The organism is Aureimonas ureilytica DSM 18598 = NBRC 106430, assembly GCF_000382705.1.
Taxonomy (GTDB): Bacteria; Pseudomonadota; Alphaproteobacteria; order Rhizobiales; family Rhizobiaceae; genus Aureimonas; species Aureimonas ureilytica.
Genome location: NZ_ARQE01000003.1, coordinates 391,553 through 406,974 on the forward strand (window position 1 = coordinate 391,553; position 15,422 = coordinate 406,974).

18 protein-coding genes are annotated in these 15,422 nt (G+C 67.7%); 9 read left to right on the forward strand and 9 right to left on the reverse strand.

Features of this window, described 5'->3' with window-relative positions; translation table 11 throughout:
• Positions 1-24: 24 nt before the first annotated feature.
• The 9 genes from B146_RS0109000 to B146_RS0109040 all read right to left on the reverse strand — a co-directional run bounded on the left by B146_RS0109000 (position 25) and on the right by B146_RS0109040 (position 8,878).
• Positions 25-1,014 (reverse strand): type II secretion system F family protein, encoded by a 990-nt coding sequence (locus B146_RS0109000; RefSeq protein WP_019996106.1) that lies wholly within the window; start codon positions 1,012-1,014, stop codon positions 25-27.
• Positions 1,015-1,029: 15 nt separating this feature from the next.
• Positions 1,030-2,028, reverse strand: a complete 999-nt coding sequence (locus B146_RS0109005; protein WP_019996107.1) for a type II secretion system F family protein — start codon at positions 2,026-2,028, stop codon at positions 1,030-1,032.
• Positions 2,025-3,506, reverse strand: coding sequence for a CpaF family protein (locus B146_RS0109010; RefSeq protein WP_019996108.1), 1,482 nt, complete (start codon positions 3,504-3,506; stop codon positions 2,025-2,027). Before B146_RS0109010 ends, B146_RS0109005 begins: the two co-directional genes overlap by 4 nt.
• Positions 3,507-3,597: 91 nt before the next feature.
• Positions 3,598-4,872, reverse strand: a complete 1,275-nt coding sequence (locus B146_RS0109015; protein WP_019996109.1) for an AAA family ATPase — start codon at positions 4,870-4,872, stop codon at positions 3,598-3,600.
• A gap of 8 nt (positions 4,873-4,880) precedes the next feature.
• Positions 4,881-5,591 (reverse strand): CpaD family pilus assembly protein, encoded by a 711-nt coding sequence (locus tag B146_RS0109020; protein WP_019996110.1) that lies wholly within the window; start codon positions 5,589-5,591, stop codon positions 4,881-4,883.
• Positions 5,588-7,192 carry a type II and III secretion system protein family protein gene (locus B146_RS0109025; protein WP_019996111.1) on the reverse strand — a complete coding sequence of 535 codons (1,605 nt, stop codon included), beginning with the start codon at positions 7,190-7,192 and terminating at the stop codon, positions 5,588-5,590. The genes B146_RS0109020 and B146_RS0109025 overlap by 4 nt, the downstream gene beginning before the upstream one ends.
• Before the next feature lie 3 nt (positions 7,193-7,195).
• Entirely contained in the window at positions 7,196-7,993 is a 798-nt protein-coding gene (gene cpaB, locus B146_RS0109030; protein WP_244498174.1) for a Flp pilus assembly protein CpaB, read from the reverse strand.
• A gap of 145 nt (positions 7,994-8,138) precedes the next feature.
• Positions 8,139-8,648: an A24 family peptidase gene (locus B146_RS0109035; RefSeq protein WP_019996113.1), complete on the reverse strand. Its 510-nt coding sequence runs from the start codon at positions 8,646-8,648 to the stop codon at positions 8,139-8,141.
• A 47-nt stretch (positions 8,649-8,695) separates the two neighbouring features.
• Positions 8,696-8,878 (reverse strand): Flp family type IVb pilin, encoded by a 183-nt coding sequence (locus B146_RS0109040; protein ID WP_019996114.1) that lies wholly within the window; start codon positions 8,876-8,878, stop codon positions 8,696-8,698.
• A 256-nt stretch (positions 8,879-9,134) separates the two neighbouring features.
• Between B146_RS0109040 and B146_RS25545 the strand changes: the two genes are divergently transcribed.
• From B146_RS25545 to B146_RS0109085, 9 genes are all read left to right on the forward strand, one after another.
• Positions 9,135-9,590 (forward strand): pilus assembly protein N-terminal domain-containing protein, encoded by a 456-nt coding sequence (locus tag B146_RS25545; protein WP_019996115.1) that lies wholly within the window; start codon positions 9,135-9,137, stop codon positions 9,588-9,590.
• A 232-nt stretch (positions 9,591-9,822) separates the two neighbouring features.
• Positions 9,823-10,269, forward strand: coding sequence for a TadE/TadG family type IV pilus assembly protein (locus tag B146_RS27675; protein WP_019996116.1), 447 nt, complete (start codon positions 9,823-9,825; stop codon positions 10,267-10,269).
• Complete coding sequence (locus tag B146_RS27680; protein WP_019996117.1) at positions 10,269-10,820, forward strand: TadE/TadG family type IV pilus assembly protein; 552 nt, start codon at positions 10,269-10,271, stop codon at positions 10,818-10,820. Before B146_RS27675 ends, B146_RS27680 begins: the two co-directional genes overlap by 1 nt.
• A 274-nt stretch (positions 10,821-11,094) precedes the next feature.
• The gene (locus tag B146_RS0109060; protein ID WP_019996118.1) at positions 11,095-12,288 is read left to right on the forward strand and encodes a phosphopentomutase; all 1,194 of its coding nucleotides are present in this window, start codon (positions 11,095-11,097) and stop codon (positions 12,286-12,288) included.
• Positions 12,285-13,301 (forward strand): adenosine deaminase, encoded by a 1,017-nt coding sequence (gene add / locus B146_RS0109065; RefSeq protein WP_019996119.1) that lies wholly within the window; start codon positions 12,285-12,287, stop codon positions 13,299-13,301. The genes B146_RS0109060 and add overlap by 4 nt, the downstream gene beginning before the upstream one ends.
• A gap of 38 nt (positions 13,302-13,339) precedes the next feature.
• Entirely contained in the window at positions 13,340-13,969 is a 630-nt protein-coding gene (gene upp, locus B146_RS0109070; RefSeq protein WP_019996120.1) for a uracil phosphoribosyltransferase, read from the forward strand.
• A gap of 180 nt (positions 13,970-14,149) precedes the next feature.
• Positions 14,150-14,338 (forward strand): hypothetical protein, encoded by a 189-nt coding sequence (locus tag B146_RS0109075; RefSeq protein ID WP_019996121.1) that lies wholly within the window; start codon positions 14,150-14,152, stop codon positions 14,336-14,338.
• Between the two features lie 2 nt (positions 14,339-14,340).
• Positions 14,341-14,541 carry a hypothetical protein gene (locus tag B146_RS0109080; RefSeq protein WP_019996122.1) on the forward strand — a complete coding sequence of 67 codons (201 nt, stop codon included), beginning with the start codon at positions 14,341-14,343 and terminating at the stop codon, positions 14,539-14,541.
• Between the two features lie 349 nt (positions 14,542-14,890).
• Positions 14,891-15,421, forward strand: a complete 531-nt coding sequence (locus B146_RS0109085; RefSeq protein ID WP_019996123.1) for a retropepsin-like aspartic protease family protein — start codon at positions 14,891-14,893, stop codon at positions 15,419-15,421.
• Position 15,422: the final 1 nt, after the last annotated feature.

A 15,422-nucleotide genomic window follows, 5' to 3' on the forward strand; every position in this document is an offset into this window, starting at 1 on the left:
GCCGATCGGGCCGGGCGCCGGCCCTTACATCATCGGCATGACCTTGATGATGGCCGGGCCGATGATCACCGCGAAGAGAACCGGCAGGAAGAACACCATCATCGGCACGGTGAGTTTGGGCGGCAGGGCCGCCGCCTTGCCTTCGGCCGCCGTCATGCGCTGGTCGCGGCTTTCCTGCGAGAGCGTGCGCAGGGCGACGCCGAGCGGCGTGCCGTAGCGCTCGGCCTGGATCAGCGCGGTGCAGACGGAGCGCACCGATTCCAGCCCGGTGCGCGCGATGAGGTTCTCGTAGGCCTGCTTGCGGTCCGGCAGATAGGACAGCTCGGCGCAGACCAGCACCATTTCCTCGGCGAGCGGCACGGACTGAAGGCCGATCTCGTCGGCCACGCGCCGGAAGGCGGCCTCGATCGCATTGCCCGATTCCACGCAGATCAGAAGCAGGTCGAGCGCGTCGGGCCAGGCCCGCGTGATCGACTGCGCCCGCTTCTTGCTGGCGTTGCTGACGAAGATCAGCGGGGCGTAGAAGCCCGCATAGGCGGCCAGGATGCAGATGAAGAAGCGCACGAAGAAGGCGCGGTCGGCCATCATCCCCAAGCCGAAGACGTAGAAGGCCACGAAGAGGCCGAACACGAGCGGCAGGATCGCGCGGCAGAACAGAAACAAGGTCAGGGCGCGATGGGTGCGAAAGCCCGCGATGCGCAGCTTGGTCGTGGTCGCCTCGTCGAGCAGCGCCTTGCGCAGGTCCAGCGCCTCCACGACCTTGGCCGCAAAGGAGCGATCGGCCTGCTTGCGCAGGGTCACGCGGCCCCCGTCCCGCTCGTTCGCCATGCGGGCGCGCTCGCGCGCGCGAACCTGATCGCGCTCCAGCGCCACGGACTTCATGCGGCTCTTCATCTCGTGTCCCGAGAGAAGCGGCAGCACCACCGACAGGAGGCAGCCGAACATGGCGACCGCCACGAGCAGGCCGAGCACGGTCTGGCTGGACAGGCCGATCATCTGGAACACGGCGTCCATGGCCGAACCTTTCGTTTAGAAGTCGAAATTGATCATCTTGCGCATCACCAGGATGCCGCACAGCATCCACATCGCGGAGCCCAGGAGGATCATGTGGCCTTTGGGATCGGTGAAGAGCACGGAAATGTAGTCGGGCGAGGTCAGGTAGACGAGAACGCCGACGATGATCGGCAGGGAGCCGATAATGTAGGCCGAGGCCTTGGCCTCCATCGACATGGCCTTGATCTTGCCCTTCATCTTGCGGCGCTCGCGCAAGACGCGCGACAGGTTGCCGAGGGCTTCCGCAAGGTTGCCGCCCGATTGCGACTGGATCGCCACGACGATGGCGAAGAAGTTCGTCTCGGGCATGGGCATGCTGATATAGAGCCGGTTCACCGCCTCGGTGAGCGGCGAGCCCATCTGCAGGGCTTCCACGACGCGCGCGAATTCCGAGCGCACCGGCTCGGGCGTCTCGTTGGAGATCATGCGCAGCGTGTCGTTGAGCGGCAGGCCGGACTTGATGCCGCGCACGATGACGTCGAGCGCATTGGCGAATTCGTCCGTGAAGCGCTGCTGCCGGCGCGCCCGGCGCCAGCCCAGGAACCAGTGCGGGCCGGCGGCCCCGCCCGCGATCCCCAGAAGCAGCGCGACGAGCGGCGCCCCGCTGACGAGAAGAATCAGCAGAAACACGAAAAGGCCGAAACCGGCGCTGGCGAGATAATAGGTGCGGGGCGGGAAGTCGAAACCGGCCTGCCGGATGCGCGCTTCGAGCGTCAGCTTGCGCAGGTGGACGTTGCGCTTGCGGTTCTTTTCCTCGAGCTCGTCCAGCGTCGCCTGCAGGGTCTTGCGGCGCTTGGTGACCTCCTGCATCCGGTCGCGCGCCGCCTGGCGCAGCGCCGTGTCGTTTTCGGAGGCCGCGAACTGGTCGAAGCGCGAGCGCGTCGCCTTGTCGGCTTCCATGCGGGGCTGCAACACGCCGTAGAGAAGCGCGCCGGTGGACAGGGCCACCAGACAGATGAAGAGGATCGTCGTCACGAGGCGCGCTCCACGTCGGCCGCGTCGAGCGCGCGGGCGAGGCGCTGTTCCTCGTTGTAGTAGCGCGCGCGATCCCAGAAGGCCGGCCGGCCGATGCCGGTGGAGCGGTGGCGCCCCAGAAGCCGCCCGCGCGAATCCTCGCCCAGAATGTCGTAGAGGAAGAGGTCCTGCGTGATGATCACGTCGCCTTCCATGCCCACGACCTCGGTGATGTGGGTGATGCGGCGCGAGCCGTCGCGCAGGCGCGCGGCCTGGATGATGACGTCGATCGAGCCGACCACGATCTCCTTGACCGTGCGGGACGGCAGCGAGAAGCCGCCCATGGCGATCATGGATTCGATACGGTTCAGGCATTCGCGCGGGCTGTTGGCGTGGATCGTGCCCATCGAGCCGTCATGGCCCGTGTTCATCGCCTGCAGGAGATCGAAGACCTCCGGTCCGCGCACTTCGCCGACGATGATGCGTTCGGGGCGCATGCGCAGGCAGTTCTTGACGAGATCACGCATGGTGATCTCGCCCTCGCCCTCGATATTGGGCGGGCGCGTTTCCAGGCGCACGACATGGGGCTGCTGGAGCTGGAGTTCGGCCGAGTCCTCGCAGGTGATGATGCGCTCGTCCTCGTCGATATAGCGCGTCAGGCAGTTGAGGAGCGTCGTCTTGCCCGAGCCCGTGCCGCCGGAGATGACGACATTGCAGCGCACCCGGCCGATGATCTCGAGGATCGTCGCCCCTTCCGGCGAGATCGCGCCGAACTCGACGAGCTGCGGCAGGGTCAGCTTGTCCTTCTTGAACTTGCGGATGGTCAGCACCGTGCCGTCGATGGCGAGCGGCGGGGCGATGACGTTGACGCGCGAGCCGTCCGGCAGGCGCGCGTCGCAGATGGGCGAGGATTCGTCGACGCGCCGGCCGACTTGGCTGACGATGCGCTGGCAGATGTTGAGAAGCTGCTGGTTGTCGCGAAAGCGCACTCCCGCCTCGATCACCTTGCCGCCGACTTCGATGAAGGTCTGGCGCGCGCCGTTGACCATGATGTCGGCGATGTCGTCGCGAACCAGAAGCGGCTCCAGCGGGCCGTAGCCGAGAACGTCGTTGCAGATGTCGGCGAGCAGGTCCTCCTGCTCGGCGATCGTCATCGCGAAATTCTTGATCGAGATGATGTCGTTGACGATGTCGCGGATTTCCTCGCGCGCCATCTCGGTTTCGAGCCGGGCGAGTTGGCTGAGGTCGATCGTGTCGATCAGCGCGGCGAAGATCTTGCTCTTGGTCTCGTAATAGCTGTCCGAGCGCGTCCGGCCCATCGACAGGGGCACGGCCGCGTCCGGCGCGGGCTTGGGCGGGGTCCGGGCGGCGGAGGGCTTGGGCGGAGCCGCCTCGCGCGGCTGGGGCGCGGGCGCGGGCGCCGGCAAAGCGGTCACGGCAGGCGCGGCCGGCGCCGGCCGTGCCAGGGTGCCCGTCTCGTTTCCACGCTTGCCGAACATCGCGTTTGTTCCTTTCGCAAAGGTCTGGCGACGCCGGGTCCGGCGTCGAAGTCGGGTGTCGGGGCCTGGAGCCTCGAGGCCCCCTGCCCCGTCAGCGGCGGCGCATCAGCGCGCGCAGGCCGCTCAGGGCGGCACGCGGGGCGGCTTTGGCGAGGCTGCGGCCGGTCAGCGTGTGCGCCATGTCGGAAAAGGTCTGCGCGGCCGGGTGCTTGCCGTCGAGTTCGCTCAGCATCCGCCCCGTGTTGGCGGCGGTGCCGAACATCAGGGGATCGAAGGCGATCTGCGCCAGAAGCTCGACGCCGAGCGGCTCGGCGAATTCGGCCGGCGCGATCTCGGGGCGCTTGGGAACGCCGACGCGGTTGAGCACGAGGCGCGGCGCGCGGTCGTTCGGCCGGGCCTTGCGCAGCGTGTCCATGAGGTTCTTGGCGTTGCGCAGATTGGCCAGATCCGGCTCGGCCACGAGCACGACCTCGTCGGCCCGCTCCAGAATGGTGCGCGTCCAGCCGTTCCAGACATGGGGCACGTCGAGGACCACGTGCGGCGTGCTGCGCTGGGCCGCATCCATCAGGGCCGAGAAGGCCTCGGGATCGAAATCATAGTCCCGGTCGAGCGTCGAGGGGGCGGCCAGGAGCGACAGGTGCTCGGCGCAGGACACGAGAAGGCGATCCAGAAACACCTCGTCCAGGCGCTCGGCCGAGAACACCGCCTCGGACACGCCCTGCGCCGGGTCGCGGTCGAAATCGATATTGGCCGTGCCGAAGGGCAGGTCGAGATCGGCGAGCAGCACGTCGTTGCCGAAGAGCTTGGCGAGCGTCCAGCCGACATTGTGGCACAGGGTCGAGGCCCCGGCGCCGCCCTTGGCGCCGACGAAGGCGACGATGCGCCCGAGCGGATCGGCGCCCTCGGTCGCGAAGAGCTGCGAGATGACGCTGAGGACATCCGCCAGATGCACCGGCGCGAGCATGTATTCCGACACGCCGCGCCGCGTCAGCTCGCGATACAGGGAAACGTCGTTGTGATGCCCGACGATCACGACCTTGGAGCCGGGATCGCAGACATCGGCGAGCGCTTCGAGCTCAGCGAGGAGCTCGTCCGGCCGCAGCGTGGATTCGAGGATCACGAGATTGGGCGTCGGCGCGGAGGCGTAATGCTCGACCGCCGCGCGGATGCCGCCGGCATGGACGCGCACATGCGCCTTCACCATGCGCCGGTCGGTGGCCGCCGCCTCGATCGCCTCGCTCACCTCATTGGTTTCGCAGAAGGCCTGGACGGAGATGCGCGGGATCGGGCGCAGCGCGTCGAGGCGCTCGCGGATGTCGCCCTCGGACGGGCGGTAGGGCATTTCGCCGAAGGGAAGATCGGTCATCGCTCGGCCTACCAGTTGTAATCGGACGCTTGCCGGGGCGGCTCGGAGGCCGTGCGGTCCCCACGACGGTATTTCTCGATCACCGTGGAGCGGCGCTCCGCATCGATCTCGCTCATGCCGCGCGGCCCGAGGAGATCACGCGGTTCGGCGATCTGCGCCGCGAGATTGCTTTGGGAGGCACAGCCGAAATTGTAGTAGTTGCGGTTCTCGCTCGTGTCGGCGAGGTCGTCCGGCCAGCGGCCGCAGGGCGCCACATCGGCCACCACGGCGTTGAAGGACAGAAGCAGCGGCGGCGTGTCGGCCACGCCCTCAGCCGGATAGGGCGCGACGACGATGCGCTGGCGTGGCACGCCGTTGTGGCGCAGGACAGTGACCGCATTGTCGGCGATGAGCCGGGCGGCGGCGGCGTTGCGCGAGCCGGTGGGATAGCGCACGCGGATCACCGCCGCGCGCGAGGAGCGAAAGCGCGTGGCGAAGCTCTCGATGCGGCTCTGGTCGGCCGGGGTCAGCCGCGTGTCGGACGAGGCGACGAAGAGGTCGAGATCGGTGGTCGCCTCGCGCACCGTGATCGGGTGCCGGGTGCGGTAGTCGTCGGGAACGGCGCCGACCTCGACATGCTGGTTGGCGCAGCCGGCGAGCCCGCCGACGAGGAGCGGCACGGCCGAGGCGACGAGGACACGGGCGAGGCGGGAGGGGAGAAGGCGGCGGCGCTCGGTCATTTGTAGATGTATCCGACGTTGCCGTGGTAGCGGCCGGGGGGAAGACGGGTGTCGGCGGCGCCATAGACGCGGTTCACGCGGCCGAGGAAGTTCGACGCGCCGTCCGACGAGAAGTTCAGATTGTCGTCCGGCCGGGCCAGATCCTGGCGCGCCACGGGCCGCACGAGATAGGGCGTGACGATCACCACGAGTTCGGTCTCGTAGCGCTGGAAGTCGCGCGAGCGGAACAGGGTGCCGAGCACCGGGATCTTGGAAAGGCCGGGATAGCCCGAGACGACCTGACGCACGTCGTCGCGCACGAGGCCGGCGATCACCAGCGAGCCGCCGGAGGGAAGCTCGACGGTCGTGTCGGCGAGGCGCTTGCGGATGCCAGTCAGCGTCAGCGATCCTCCCGTATCGGCCGATCCCTGGAAATTGAAGGCGTTTTCGAAGGTCGGCTCGGAGACGGCCGTCCGGATCTTCAGACTGATACGGCCGGGAGACAGGACGACGGGCGTGAAGTCCAGACCGATGCCGTAATCGATCTTTTCCGTATCGATCGTGACCGTTCCCTCTTGGGTTTCCGAATCGACAATCACGCCGGCAGCGTTGCGGATGTAAGTGGTCTTCGGAGGCGTGACGGTTCGCCCGCTGGGCGAGGAAAATTCGCCACCCACTTTGAACGAGGCGCTTTCACCCGAGATCGCGGTCAGGCTCGGCTCGGCCAGTGTCCGCATCACGCCGGCCTGTTCCAGCGCGCGCAGCTGGGACGAAATCCCGTTGCGGCTATCGCCCGTGTTGAAGAGCGAAGCCCCCGACGAGGAAATCGCCTTGCCAAGCCCGAACGGATTGTCGCTGACCGCCGAGAACAGCATGCCATCGATCGATCCGACGCCGGTGCCGTCAATGCCCAGCTGCTTCACGACCGACCGCTGGACCTCGGCGACGGTGACCTTGAGCGTGACCTGGTCCTCGCCCTGGATCTGGAGAAGGTTGACGATCTGGCTCGACTGGCGGCGCTCCTGGGCCTGCGACACGCCGCCGATCGCCACGCCGCCGCTGCCGGCCGCCGAAGCGCCCGAGGTCGCGGTCTTGATGTACTGGCCCGTCGTCGCCTCGCCGCCGGTGACGAAGATGTTCGCCAGATCGACGGCCCGCTGCGCGTCCTGCGCGTTCTCCACCGTGCCGGTGAGGATGACGTTGTCGTTCAGCATCTCGGCCCGCACGTCGGCGGTCGGGATGAAACGGCGGATCGTGGAGGCGAGCGCGGAGATGTCGCGTTCGATCTTGAGGTCGAGAACCGCGATCTCACGCCCGTTGGCGTCGAAGACGAAGATGTTGGTCTGGCCGATCTGCTTGCCGAAAATGTAGATGCGCCGGGCCGTGCGCGTCACCGCGTCGGCGACCGCGGGATTGGACACGACGATGTCGTGCGCGTCGCGCGGCAGGTCGATGACCTTGGACTTGTCGAGGCCGAGCGAGATCGTCTGCTGCGGACGGTTGACGGCGACCACGGCGCTTTCGGCGAAGGCCGGCAGCGGCAGAAGGGCGGGAAGCGCCAGCGAGGCCTGAAGCGCGGCGGCGAGGCGGCGCGTGGAGCGGGTGCGAAGACGGAGCGCCATGCTTCAGTTCCTCGTGGTGATGTCGGTGGTCTTGCCGTAGCGAACCACGCGGATCTGCGACTTCTGCGGCGCCTGCTGCTGTTCCAGGAGGAAGCGGGCATAGCCGGGCGAACCGGGCACGGAATCGGCGAGCGAGCGCAGCGACAGGATCAGGCGATCGGTCATGCGCGAGGCCGCCGTCAGGGCTTCGGCCTGCTGCGGGTCGACCTCCAGCGTGGCGGTGGAGCCGACCACGACGCGCGTCCCGTCCTTTTCCTCGACGGTCTGGTCGATGGCGAGGACGCGCAGATTCTTCAGGATCGTGGTGGTTTCGATGCTGGCAGGCTGCTGCATCCCCGGCGCCGTCTTCTCGCGCGCCATGATGACGTCGACATGATCGTTGGGCAGGATGAAGCCACCGGCCGAGGTGTCGGCGGAAATCTGCACGGCGATGGCGCGCATTCCCTCCGGCAGAATGGCGGACAGGAAGCCGCGATCGCTCTTCACCAGCTTGGCTTCGCGGATCGGCTCGCCGGTGAAGAAGGCCTGACGCGCGATCGAACCCTTGATCTCCTCCATGGCGTCGGGCTTCTGGTCCCGGCGCAGAAGAGCGGCCGAGACCGCGCTTTCGGGCCATTGCACCCAGTCGAGCGCGCCGTCCACCCGCTCGCCCATGGCGATGTCGCGCGAGGCGGCGAGGACCTCCACCAGCCGGATCGGCGGTTCGGCCGGCTGGGCGGTGATGAGAACGGGCTCGGGCGGAGGGGGGGCGGCCAGGTTGACCGCCAGGAGGCCGGCGCCGGCGGCAGCGACACCCGCCACTCCAAAAATCGCCAGACGCGACACACGCATTGCGTTCCCCCGACATCGTGCCATTTCGAGCGGTCAGCCGCTCCTTTGGCCCTTTATCGGCGGGAAACTCTCAAGACATGGTTAACGAGTGGCAAACGATCGAGCTGGCACGGGGTCAGATCAGTCCGAGGACAGACTGCATCGCGGGCAGGCGCAGGGCCACGAGAATGCCGGCGGCTCCCAGCGCCACGCCATAGGGCACGCCGGCGGCGGGATCGAGAAGCCGATCGACGGACGTGTTGCCGGTGGTCGGGCGCAGGCAGGCGCGCGCGAGGATAATGGTGAGCGTTAATGCTCCGCCGAGGAGGCTGGCGAAGAAGAGATAGTCCCACAGGGCGAGCGTCGGGCCGAACCAGAGCGCGGTCGCGGCGATCAGCTTGGCGTCCCCTCCCCCCATCCAGCCGAGCGCGAAGGCGCCGAAGGTGAGAAGAAGGACGAAGAGTCCTGTCAGCACGTGCAGGCCGATCAGGCTGAGCGAAGCGTCCGAGGCCAGGGCCAGACAAGCATAGGCGACGACGACCACCCCAACCAGACGGTTGGGGATGGTCATCGTCGACAGGTCGGTCACGATAGCGGCCGCCATGGAGACCAGAAAGGCGAAGAGAGCCAAGCTCAGAACGAGCATCCCAAACCCTCCGCCTGAGTGGCCTCACAAGTCAGCAGTTAGAACTATTAATTACTTACCTTCGCACCCTGCACGGCCGTGCTGATATCTAGGAACTTCTGCTTGAGGTTCGGGCCGAGCGTCGAGGCGCCAGCGATGACGGCGACCGAGATCAGCGCGGCGAGAAGGCCGTACTCGATGGCGGTGGCGCCGGATTCGTTCTTCTTGAAGCGAGCGAGAAGCTTCGTCATGGGAGGTCTCCTCCGAGAGGTTTGCGATCTGGTCCCGACGATCAGGACGGCCCTGGTCTCGTTCGGTTGAGGTCAGACTAGGCAGCGTCGATTGCGGCTCGCTTAAAATTGATCCTTAACAAGGCCTTAATGCAGGGGCCCGTTAGCACCATGCTGAACAGACCCGAAACAGAGACCCGAAACTTATCCTTAACGTCGATCGAACCATGATGGCGCATCGGGACCGCCGGGTCCGCCCGCTGGAGTTCGTGTGTTCATGCGCCGGTTCGCCTCCCTCCTGATCGTCGCCGCGCTGGCGCTGGGCGCCGCCCCGGCTTTCGCCGAGAAGGCCGGCGGCCTCGACGTGGCGGTGGATCATGCGCGCATCCTCAAGATCCCACGCGCCGCGGGCACGATTATCATCGGCAATCCCTCGATCGTGGACGTCGCGATCCACGACGCCGAAACGCTGGTTCTGACCGGCCGCTCCTTCGGCATGACCAATGTCGTCGTGCTCGATGCCGGCGGCGAGGTGGTTCTGGACGACGACGTCACCGTGACCAGCCGCGAGGACCGCTCCGTGCGCGTCTACCGGCAGGCGGCGCGAACGACCTATTCCTGCTCACCCCAATGCGAGCCGAAGGTCACGGTGGGCGACGAGGACGGCAGCTTCTCGCAGGCGCTCGGCCAGTTCCAAAGCCACGAGGCGATGGTGACGACCGGACAGCAGTGACGGTTCGAAAACTCCTTTCAAGCTTAATTCGTCCGCAACCAAGCCCGTCTACCGTGCCGGAAAAGCGCGTGGGGCAAACGGCGTACTCGCGCCTGCGCCGCGCATCGGGGCGCCAAGCGGAGCGAAGATGATCCGAGGCAAAACCACGAGACAGGGGCCGGAGGGAGCGCGTGACGGCGCGAGGCTTCGGATCGCAAGGCGTTTCGGGCGCGACAGGTCCGGCGCGACGGCCGTGGAATTTGCGATTCTCGCGGTCCCGTTCCTGTTCCTCCTGTTCGCCACGGTCGAGACCGGCCTCATGTTCATGGGCCAACTGACGCTGGATGGCGGCGTCGAGCAGGTGGCGCGGCTGGTGCGCACCGGACAGCTCGACGCCGATCAGATGAAGCCCGAGCCATTCCGCAAGCTGATCTGCGACAAGGTGAAGGTGTTCCTGTCCTGCGACAAGCTGACGATCGACCTGCGCAGCTACGACACGTTCGAAGGGATCGACCTGTCCCAGCCCACAGCCGCAGAACTCAACACGACGCGCACGCAGACGGGCGCGGCCAAGACCATCATGGCGCTGCGGGTCTACTACCCTTGGGAGCCGATCGCCGACGTCCTCAGCCGCCTGAACGCGACGAACGGCAAGGTGACGCTCGCCAGCGTCACCGCCTTCCGCACGGAGCCCTACTGATGGGCCTCGACACGCTCCGACAGCGCTTCGGCCGGGACAAGGGCGGCGTGGCGGCGGTGGAGTTCGCGCTCGTCGCCCCGCTCATGCTGCTTCTTTATCTCGGCGCCTCGGAGGCGACGCTCGCCATCACCGCGTCCCGCAAGCTGAAGGCGACCGTCAACGCCACGGCCGATCTGGTGGCGCAGGATTCCAGCACCAACAAGTCCGAACTCGCCGCCGAACTCGAGATCGCGCGGGCGCTGATGCAGCCGCTGGATTCGGGCAAGGTGAAGCTCGTCGTGTCCTCCATCCTGATCGACGACAAGGGACAGGCGAAGGTGGACTGGTCGCAGGCGGCGAACGGAGCGACCGCGCGCTCCAAGAACTCGACCTACCCGCTGCCGCCCCCGCTGATCGGCCAGACCTCGCGGGCCTTCGTGGCCGTGGAGGGAACCTACGATTACACGCCGCTCGTCTCGACGGGCATCCTGCCGAGCATGACGATGAACGAAACCGCGCATTACAGCCCCCGCGTCGCCAATGCCGGCGTGCCCTGCACGGACTGCAACTGACGCCACGCGCGGCACTGCGGCCAGCTCACACCGGGATCGAAACCCCGGGTGGAGAAGGGCCAGGAGCGTTTCGGCCTATCGCTGGAAGCGGCGAGCGGGCGATCCGTGGTCCTCCAAGCCGAAGTCTTCGCGACGCGGCGATCGGCGGACCGATCGGGTCGACCGATCCCGACGGGACCGCTCCCTCACCCGCGCGTCCGGTCACCAGGCAGATAAGCCCCCGCGCTTTCGCGCGCCGCTTCCTCGTGCGACAAGTCCGGCAAGGAGATCTGCCATGACCCGCGCCGTTCTGATCGTTCTGGATTCCTTCGGCATCGGAGGCGCCGCGGACGCGAGCGCCTTCGGCGACGAGGGCGCCGACACGTTCGGCCATATCCTGGAGGCCGCCGAGCGCGGCGAGGCCGACCGGGCCGGCCTGCGCGCGGGGCCGCTGCGCCTGCCGCACATGGAACGGCTCGGCCTGTTCCACGCGGCCGGGCGGGCGCGAGCCGGCGAGCCGGCGGGCCTCTGGGGATCGGCCGCCGAGGTCAGCCGGGGCAAGGACACGCCGTCGGGTCACTGGGAAATCGCGGGCGTTCCGGTTCTCTTCGACTGGGGCTATTTCCCCCGAACGATCCCTTGTTTCCCGCCCGAGCTGATCGCAGAGATCGTCGACGACACGGGCATTCCCGGCATTCTGGGCGATTGCCACGCGTCGGGCACCGAGATCATCGAGCGCCTGGGCGAGGAGAGCCTTCGCTCGGGCAAGCCGATCGTCTACACGTCGAGCGACAGCGTGTTGCAGATCGCAGCCCACGAGACGCATTTCGGCCTAGACCGGCTTTATGAACTTTGCTTGGCCGCGCGCCGCCATGTCGATCCCCTGAATATCGGCCGCGTCATCGCGCGGCCCTTCACGGGCGAGACGCGGGAGAGCTTCCGCCGCACGGCCAACCGGCGCGACTATTCCGTGCCGCCGCCCGAAGCGACCGTGCTCGACCGCGCCGTGGCCGCCGACCGCCGCGTCATCGGCATCGGCAAGATCGGCGACATCTTCGCCCATCAGGGCGTCAGCGAGGTACGCAAGGGCGACGGCAACATGGCCCTGTTCGACGCGATGCTCGGCGCGGTTCGCGATGCCCGCGACGGCGATCTCGTCTTCGCCAATTTCGTCGATTTCGACATGATCTACGGCCACCGCCGCGACGTGCCGGGCTATGCGGCGGCGCTGGAGGCCTTCGACGCGCGCCTGCCCGAGCTGGAAGCCGCGCTGCGGCCGGGCGATCTCGCGATCCTCACCGCCGACCATGGCTGCGATCCGACCTATCCCGGCACCGACCACACGCGCGAGCATGTGCCGATCCTCGGCTTCGGGCCGGGCCTTGAGCCCCGCGCCATCGGCCTTCGATCGAGCTTTGCCGATATCGGCGAAAGCGTCGCCGCCCATCTCGGCCTTGCCGCCGGCCCGCATGGAAGGAGCTTCCTGTGATCGCATCCTCCACCGATGCCCGCTTCCCGCTGGCCGAGCTTCACGCCCATGTCGAGGGCACGCTGGAGCCGGGTTTCGCGCGCGAACTGGCGCAGCGCGAGGGCGTCGATCTCGGCACTTTTGCGGAAGGTGAGACCTATCGCTGGGAGGGCTTTTCCGGCTTTCTCGCGGCCTATGACCGAGCGGCCGCGCTTCTGCGCCGGCCGGAGGATTACCGCCGCCTCGCCCGCGATTACCTGACGCGCATCGCGGCCGATGGCGCGATCTACAGCGAGCTGACCATCTCGCCCGACCATGCGCGGGCAAGCGGCCTGTCGCCTGAGACCTATCTCGATGCCCTCGCCCAAGGCGCGAAGGACGCGGAACAGGCGAGCGGCATCACCTGCCGCTTTCTCGTGGTCGGCGTGCGCCATCTCGGCCCCGAGGCGGTGGAGGACGCCGCGCGCTTTGCCGCTGGTGCGGCCGGCGTCACCGGCTTCGGCATGGCCGGGGACGAACGGCTGCACCGGCCGCGCGATTTTGCCCGCGCCTTTCGCATCGCCGCCGAGGCCGGGCTCGGCCTCACCGCCCATGCCGGCGAGTTCGCGGGCGCCGAAGGCGTGCGTGAGACGCTGGATGAGCTGAAGGTCACGCGCATCGGACATGGCGTGCGGTCGATCGAGGACGCGGACCTCCTGAAGCGCCTGCGCGACGAGGCGATCACGCTCGAGGTCTGCCCCGGCTCCAACCTCTCGCTCGGCGTCTATCCCGATGCGGCGTCCCATCCCCTCAAGCGCCTGCGCGAGGCCGGGCTGCGGCTGACGGTCAATTCCGACGATCCGCCCTTTTTCGGCACCGATCTTGCCCGCGAATACGCCTTTGCGGCCGCAGCCGGCTTCGGTCCGGCGGAGCGGCTGGCGCTGACGCGCAATGCGATCGAGGCGGCCTTCGTGGACGAGGCGACGCGCCGGCGCTTGTTCGATCTGTTGACGGTTCGCGCCCTCGCGCTTGGCGCGCCGGCCTCGACGCAATAGACCTGTTCCACGAACGAACAGCCATAAGAGGTTTCCGCATGGACGGCGTCACCGTCATCGACCATCCGCTCGTGCAGCACAAGCTGACCCTGATGCGCAAGAAGGAGACCTCGACGGCGAGCTTCCGCCGGCTCCTGCGCGAGATCTCGACGCTTCTGTGCTACGAGGTGACGCGCGATCTCGACCTGACCACGACCCGCATCGAAACGCCGATGCAGGAAATGGACGCGCCGATCCTGGAGGGCAAGAAGCTCGTCTTCGCCTCCATCCTGCGCGCCGGCAACGGGCTTCTGGAAGGGATGCTCGACCTCGTGCCGGCCGCCCGCGTCGCCCATATCGGCATGTACCGGGACCACGACACGCTGCAGCCAGTGGAATACTATTTCAAGGCGCCCGAAGACCTCGCCAACCGCCTGATCATCGTGGTGGACCCGATGCTCGCGACCGCCAATTCCGCCACCGCCGCCATGGAGAAGCTGAAGGAGCGCGGGGCGAAGAACATCCGCTTCCTCTGCCTCCTCGCCTCGCCGGAAGGCATCCAGCGCTTCCGCGACGCCCACCCCGACATTCCCGTCTTCACCGCCTCGATCGACGAGGGGCTGAACGAGAAGGGCTACATCATGCCGGGCCTCGGCGACGCGGGCGACCGCATGTACGGCACGAAATAAGCGACCCCGCGCCCAAGGCGCGAACAGGATCGGAACGGCCCGGATGGCGCGCCCGTCCGGGCCGTTCCGCGTTTGATGGCCAGCAAGGCTGGCGTGGCGATCCTTGGCCAGCAAAACACCTCGGGAACCGGCGGGGCGAGGCGGGATTAACCTTTTCGATCAACGAAAAGGAGCGATCCCATGTCCTCCAAATCCCCGCCGATCCCGGCCGAGAATCTGAGCCCGAAGGGACCGGGCGACCACGAGACCCACAAGGGCGACGCGAGCGCCAAGGGCGCCCATGCCTCGCCCGGCAATCTCGACACGCAAGGCCGCCAGGGCAACATCCACCAGAACACGACCCATCAGGGTCACCAGCAGGACCGCTAGCCATGTCCAGTTCCTCCAAGACGGACAGCGCCAACCGCCACCATGGCGGCCCCGGCTCCAGCCACCAGCGCTCCGACCGGCCGGACCCGACAGAAGGGCGCGGCCCCAAGCCCGGCGAGCCGACCAACGGCCCGCAGGCACGGGTGTCGGGCGGGGGCGGCGAACAGGACAGCCACCACACGCACGACGCCAAGCTGAAATAGCGGCCGCTCGCGGTCGAAAGGAAAAGGCCCGCCTCGCGCGGGCCTTTTTCGTTTGCGGGCGAACGCACGAGATCGGCGGCCTCCGCGCTTTGGAACGCGCGAGGCGCAAAGCTCCGTCGATGTGCGGTCGTCATCAGCCGAGCCTTCGCGCCGGTCCTCGCGGACGCGCGGCGCCACACTGGCTTGCGCCGAGGCGAGCGGCGGACGGACGAAAGCCGCTCACGGGCAGACTCCCGCCCACCCCTTAACCATCACGCCGAGCAGGCCCGGCCACCCCAAGCCTTCGTTCACCATTTGCCGCCAAGCTGGCGCGACGCGTCTTCCGTTCGCCGTCCAGGACCTTTGCTTCATGACCCGGCTCCTCGGCTTCGCCGTCTTCGCCTCGATCGTCGCGCTGGCCTTTCCCTCCGTGTTCGAGAAATACCGCACGGCCCTGCAGACGGGCGAAAGCGAGCAGGTGACGCCGCCGGCCAGGGTGGTGGAGGCCGCCCTCCCCGCGCCGGCCACCGGGCGCAGCCTGCAGCTTCGCGCCGGCCCGGACGGGCATTTCCGCACCGAGGCCCGTTTCGAGGGGCGGAGCGAACCCGTGCTCGTGGATACGGGCGCGACCTATGTGGCGCTCAGCGAGCGCACGGCGCGCCGGCTCGGCATCCGCGTCGCGCCGGACGCCTTCACGAGCGTCGCGCAGACCGCCAACGGGCCCATGCCCGTCGCCCGCGCCAAGGCCTCGCGCATCGCGATCGGCCCGGTGGAACTGCGCGATGTGGACGTGGTGGTCGCCAAGGGCGAGGCCCTGTCCTCCACGCTTCTCGGCATGAGCTTTCTCGGTCGCCTGAAGAGCTTTTCGGTCACCGGCGACACGCTGACGCTGGTGCCCTGAG

Bases quoted from the DNA above. Each gene is read 5' to 3' on its own strand.
- B146_RS25545 (WP_019996115.1), top strand. From the start codon at position 9,135: ATGCGCCGGTTCGCCTCCCTCCTGATCGTCGCCGCGCTGGCGCTGGGC.
- B146_RS0109020 (WP_019996110.1), bottom strand. From the start codon at position 5,591: ATGACCGAGCGCCGCCGCCTTCTCCCCTCCCGCCTCGCCCGTGTCCTC.
- B146_RS0109080 (WP_019996122.1), top strand. From the start codon at position 14,341: ATGTCCAGTTCCTCCAAGACGGACAGCGCCAACCGCCACCATGGCGGC.
- B146_RS0109075 (WP_019996121.1), top strand. From the start codon at position 14,150: ATGTCCTCCAAATCCCCGCCGATCCCGGCCGAGAATCTGAGCCCGAAG.
- B146_RS27680 (WP_019996117.1), top strand. From the start codon at position 10,269: ATGGGCCTCGACACGCTCCGACAGCGCTTCGGCCGGGACAAGGGCGGC.
- B146_RS0109040 (WP_019996114.1), bottom strand. From the start codon at position 8,878: ATGACGAAGCTTCTCGCTCGCTTCAAGAAGAACGAATCCGGCGCCACC.
- upp (WP_019996120.1), top strand. From the start codon at position 13,340: ATGGACGGCGTCACCGTCATCGACCATCCGCTCGTGCAGCACAAGCTG.
- B146_RS0109010 (WP_019996108.1), bottom strand. From the start codon at position 3,506: ATGTTCGGCAAGCGTGGAAACGAGACGGGCACCCTGGCACGGCCGGCG.
- B146_RS0109035 (WP_019996113.1), bottom strand. From the start codon at position 8,648: ATGCTCGTTCTGAGCTTGGCTCTCTTCGCCTTTCTGGTCTCCATGGCG.
- B146_RS0109025 (WP_019996111.1), bottom strand. From the start codon at position 7,192: ATGGCGCTCCGTCTTCGCACCCGCTCCACGCGCCGCCTCGCCGCCGCG.
- B146_RS0109085 (WP_019996123.1), top strand. From the start codon at position 14,891: ATGACCCGGCTCCTCGGCTTCGCCGTCTTCGCCTCGATCGTCGCGCTG.
- B146_RS0109015 (WP_019996109.1), bottom strand. From the start codon at position 4,872: ATGACCGATCTTCCCTTCGGCGAAATGCCCTACCGCCCGTCCGAGGGC.
- B146_RS0109060 (WP_019996118.1), top strand. From the start codon at position 11,095: ATGACCCGCGCCGTTCTGATCGTTCTGGATTCCTTCGGCATCGGAGGC.
- B146_RS0109000 (WP_019996106.1), bottom strand. From the start codon at position 1,014: ATGGACGCCGTGTTCCAGATGATCGGCCTGTCCAGCCAGACCGTGCTC.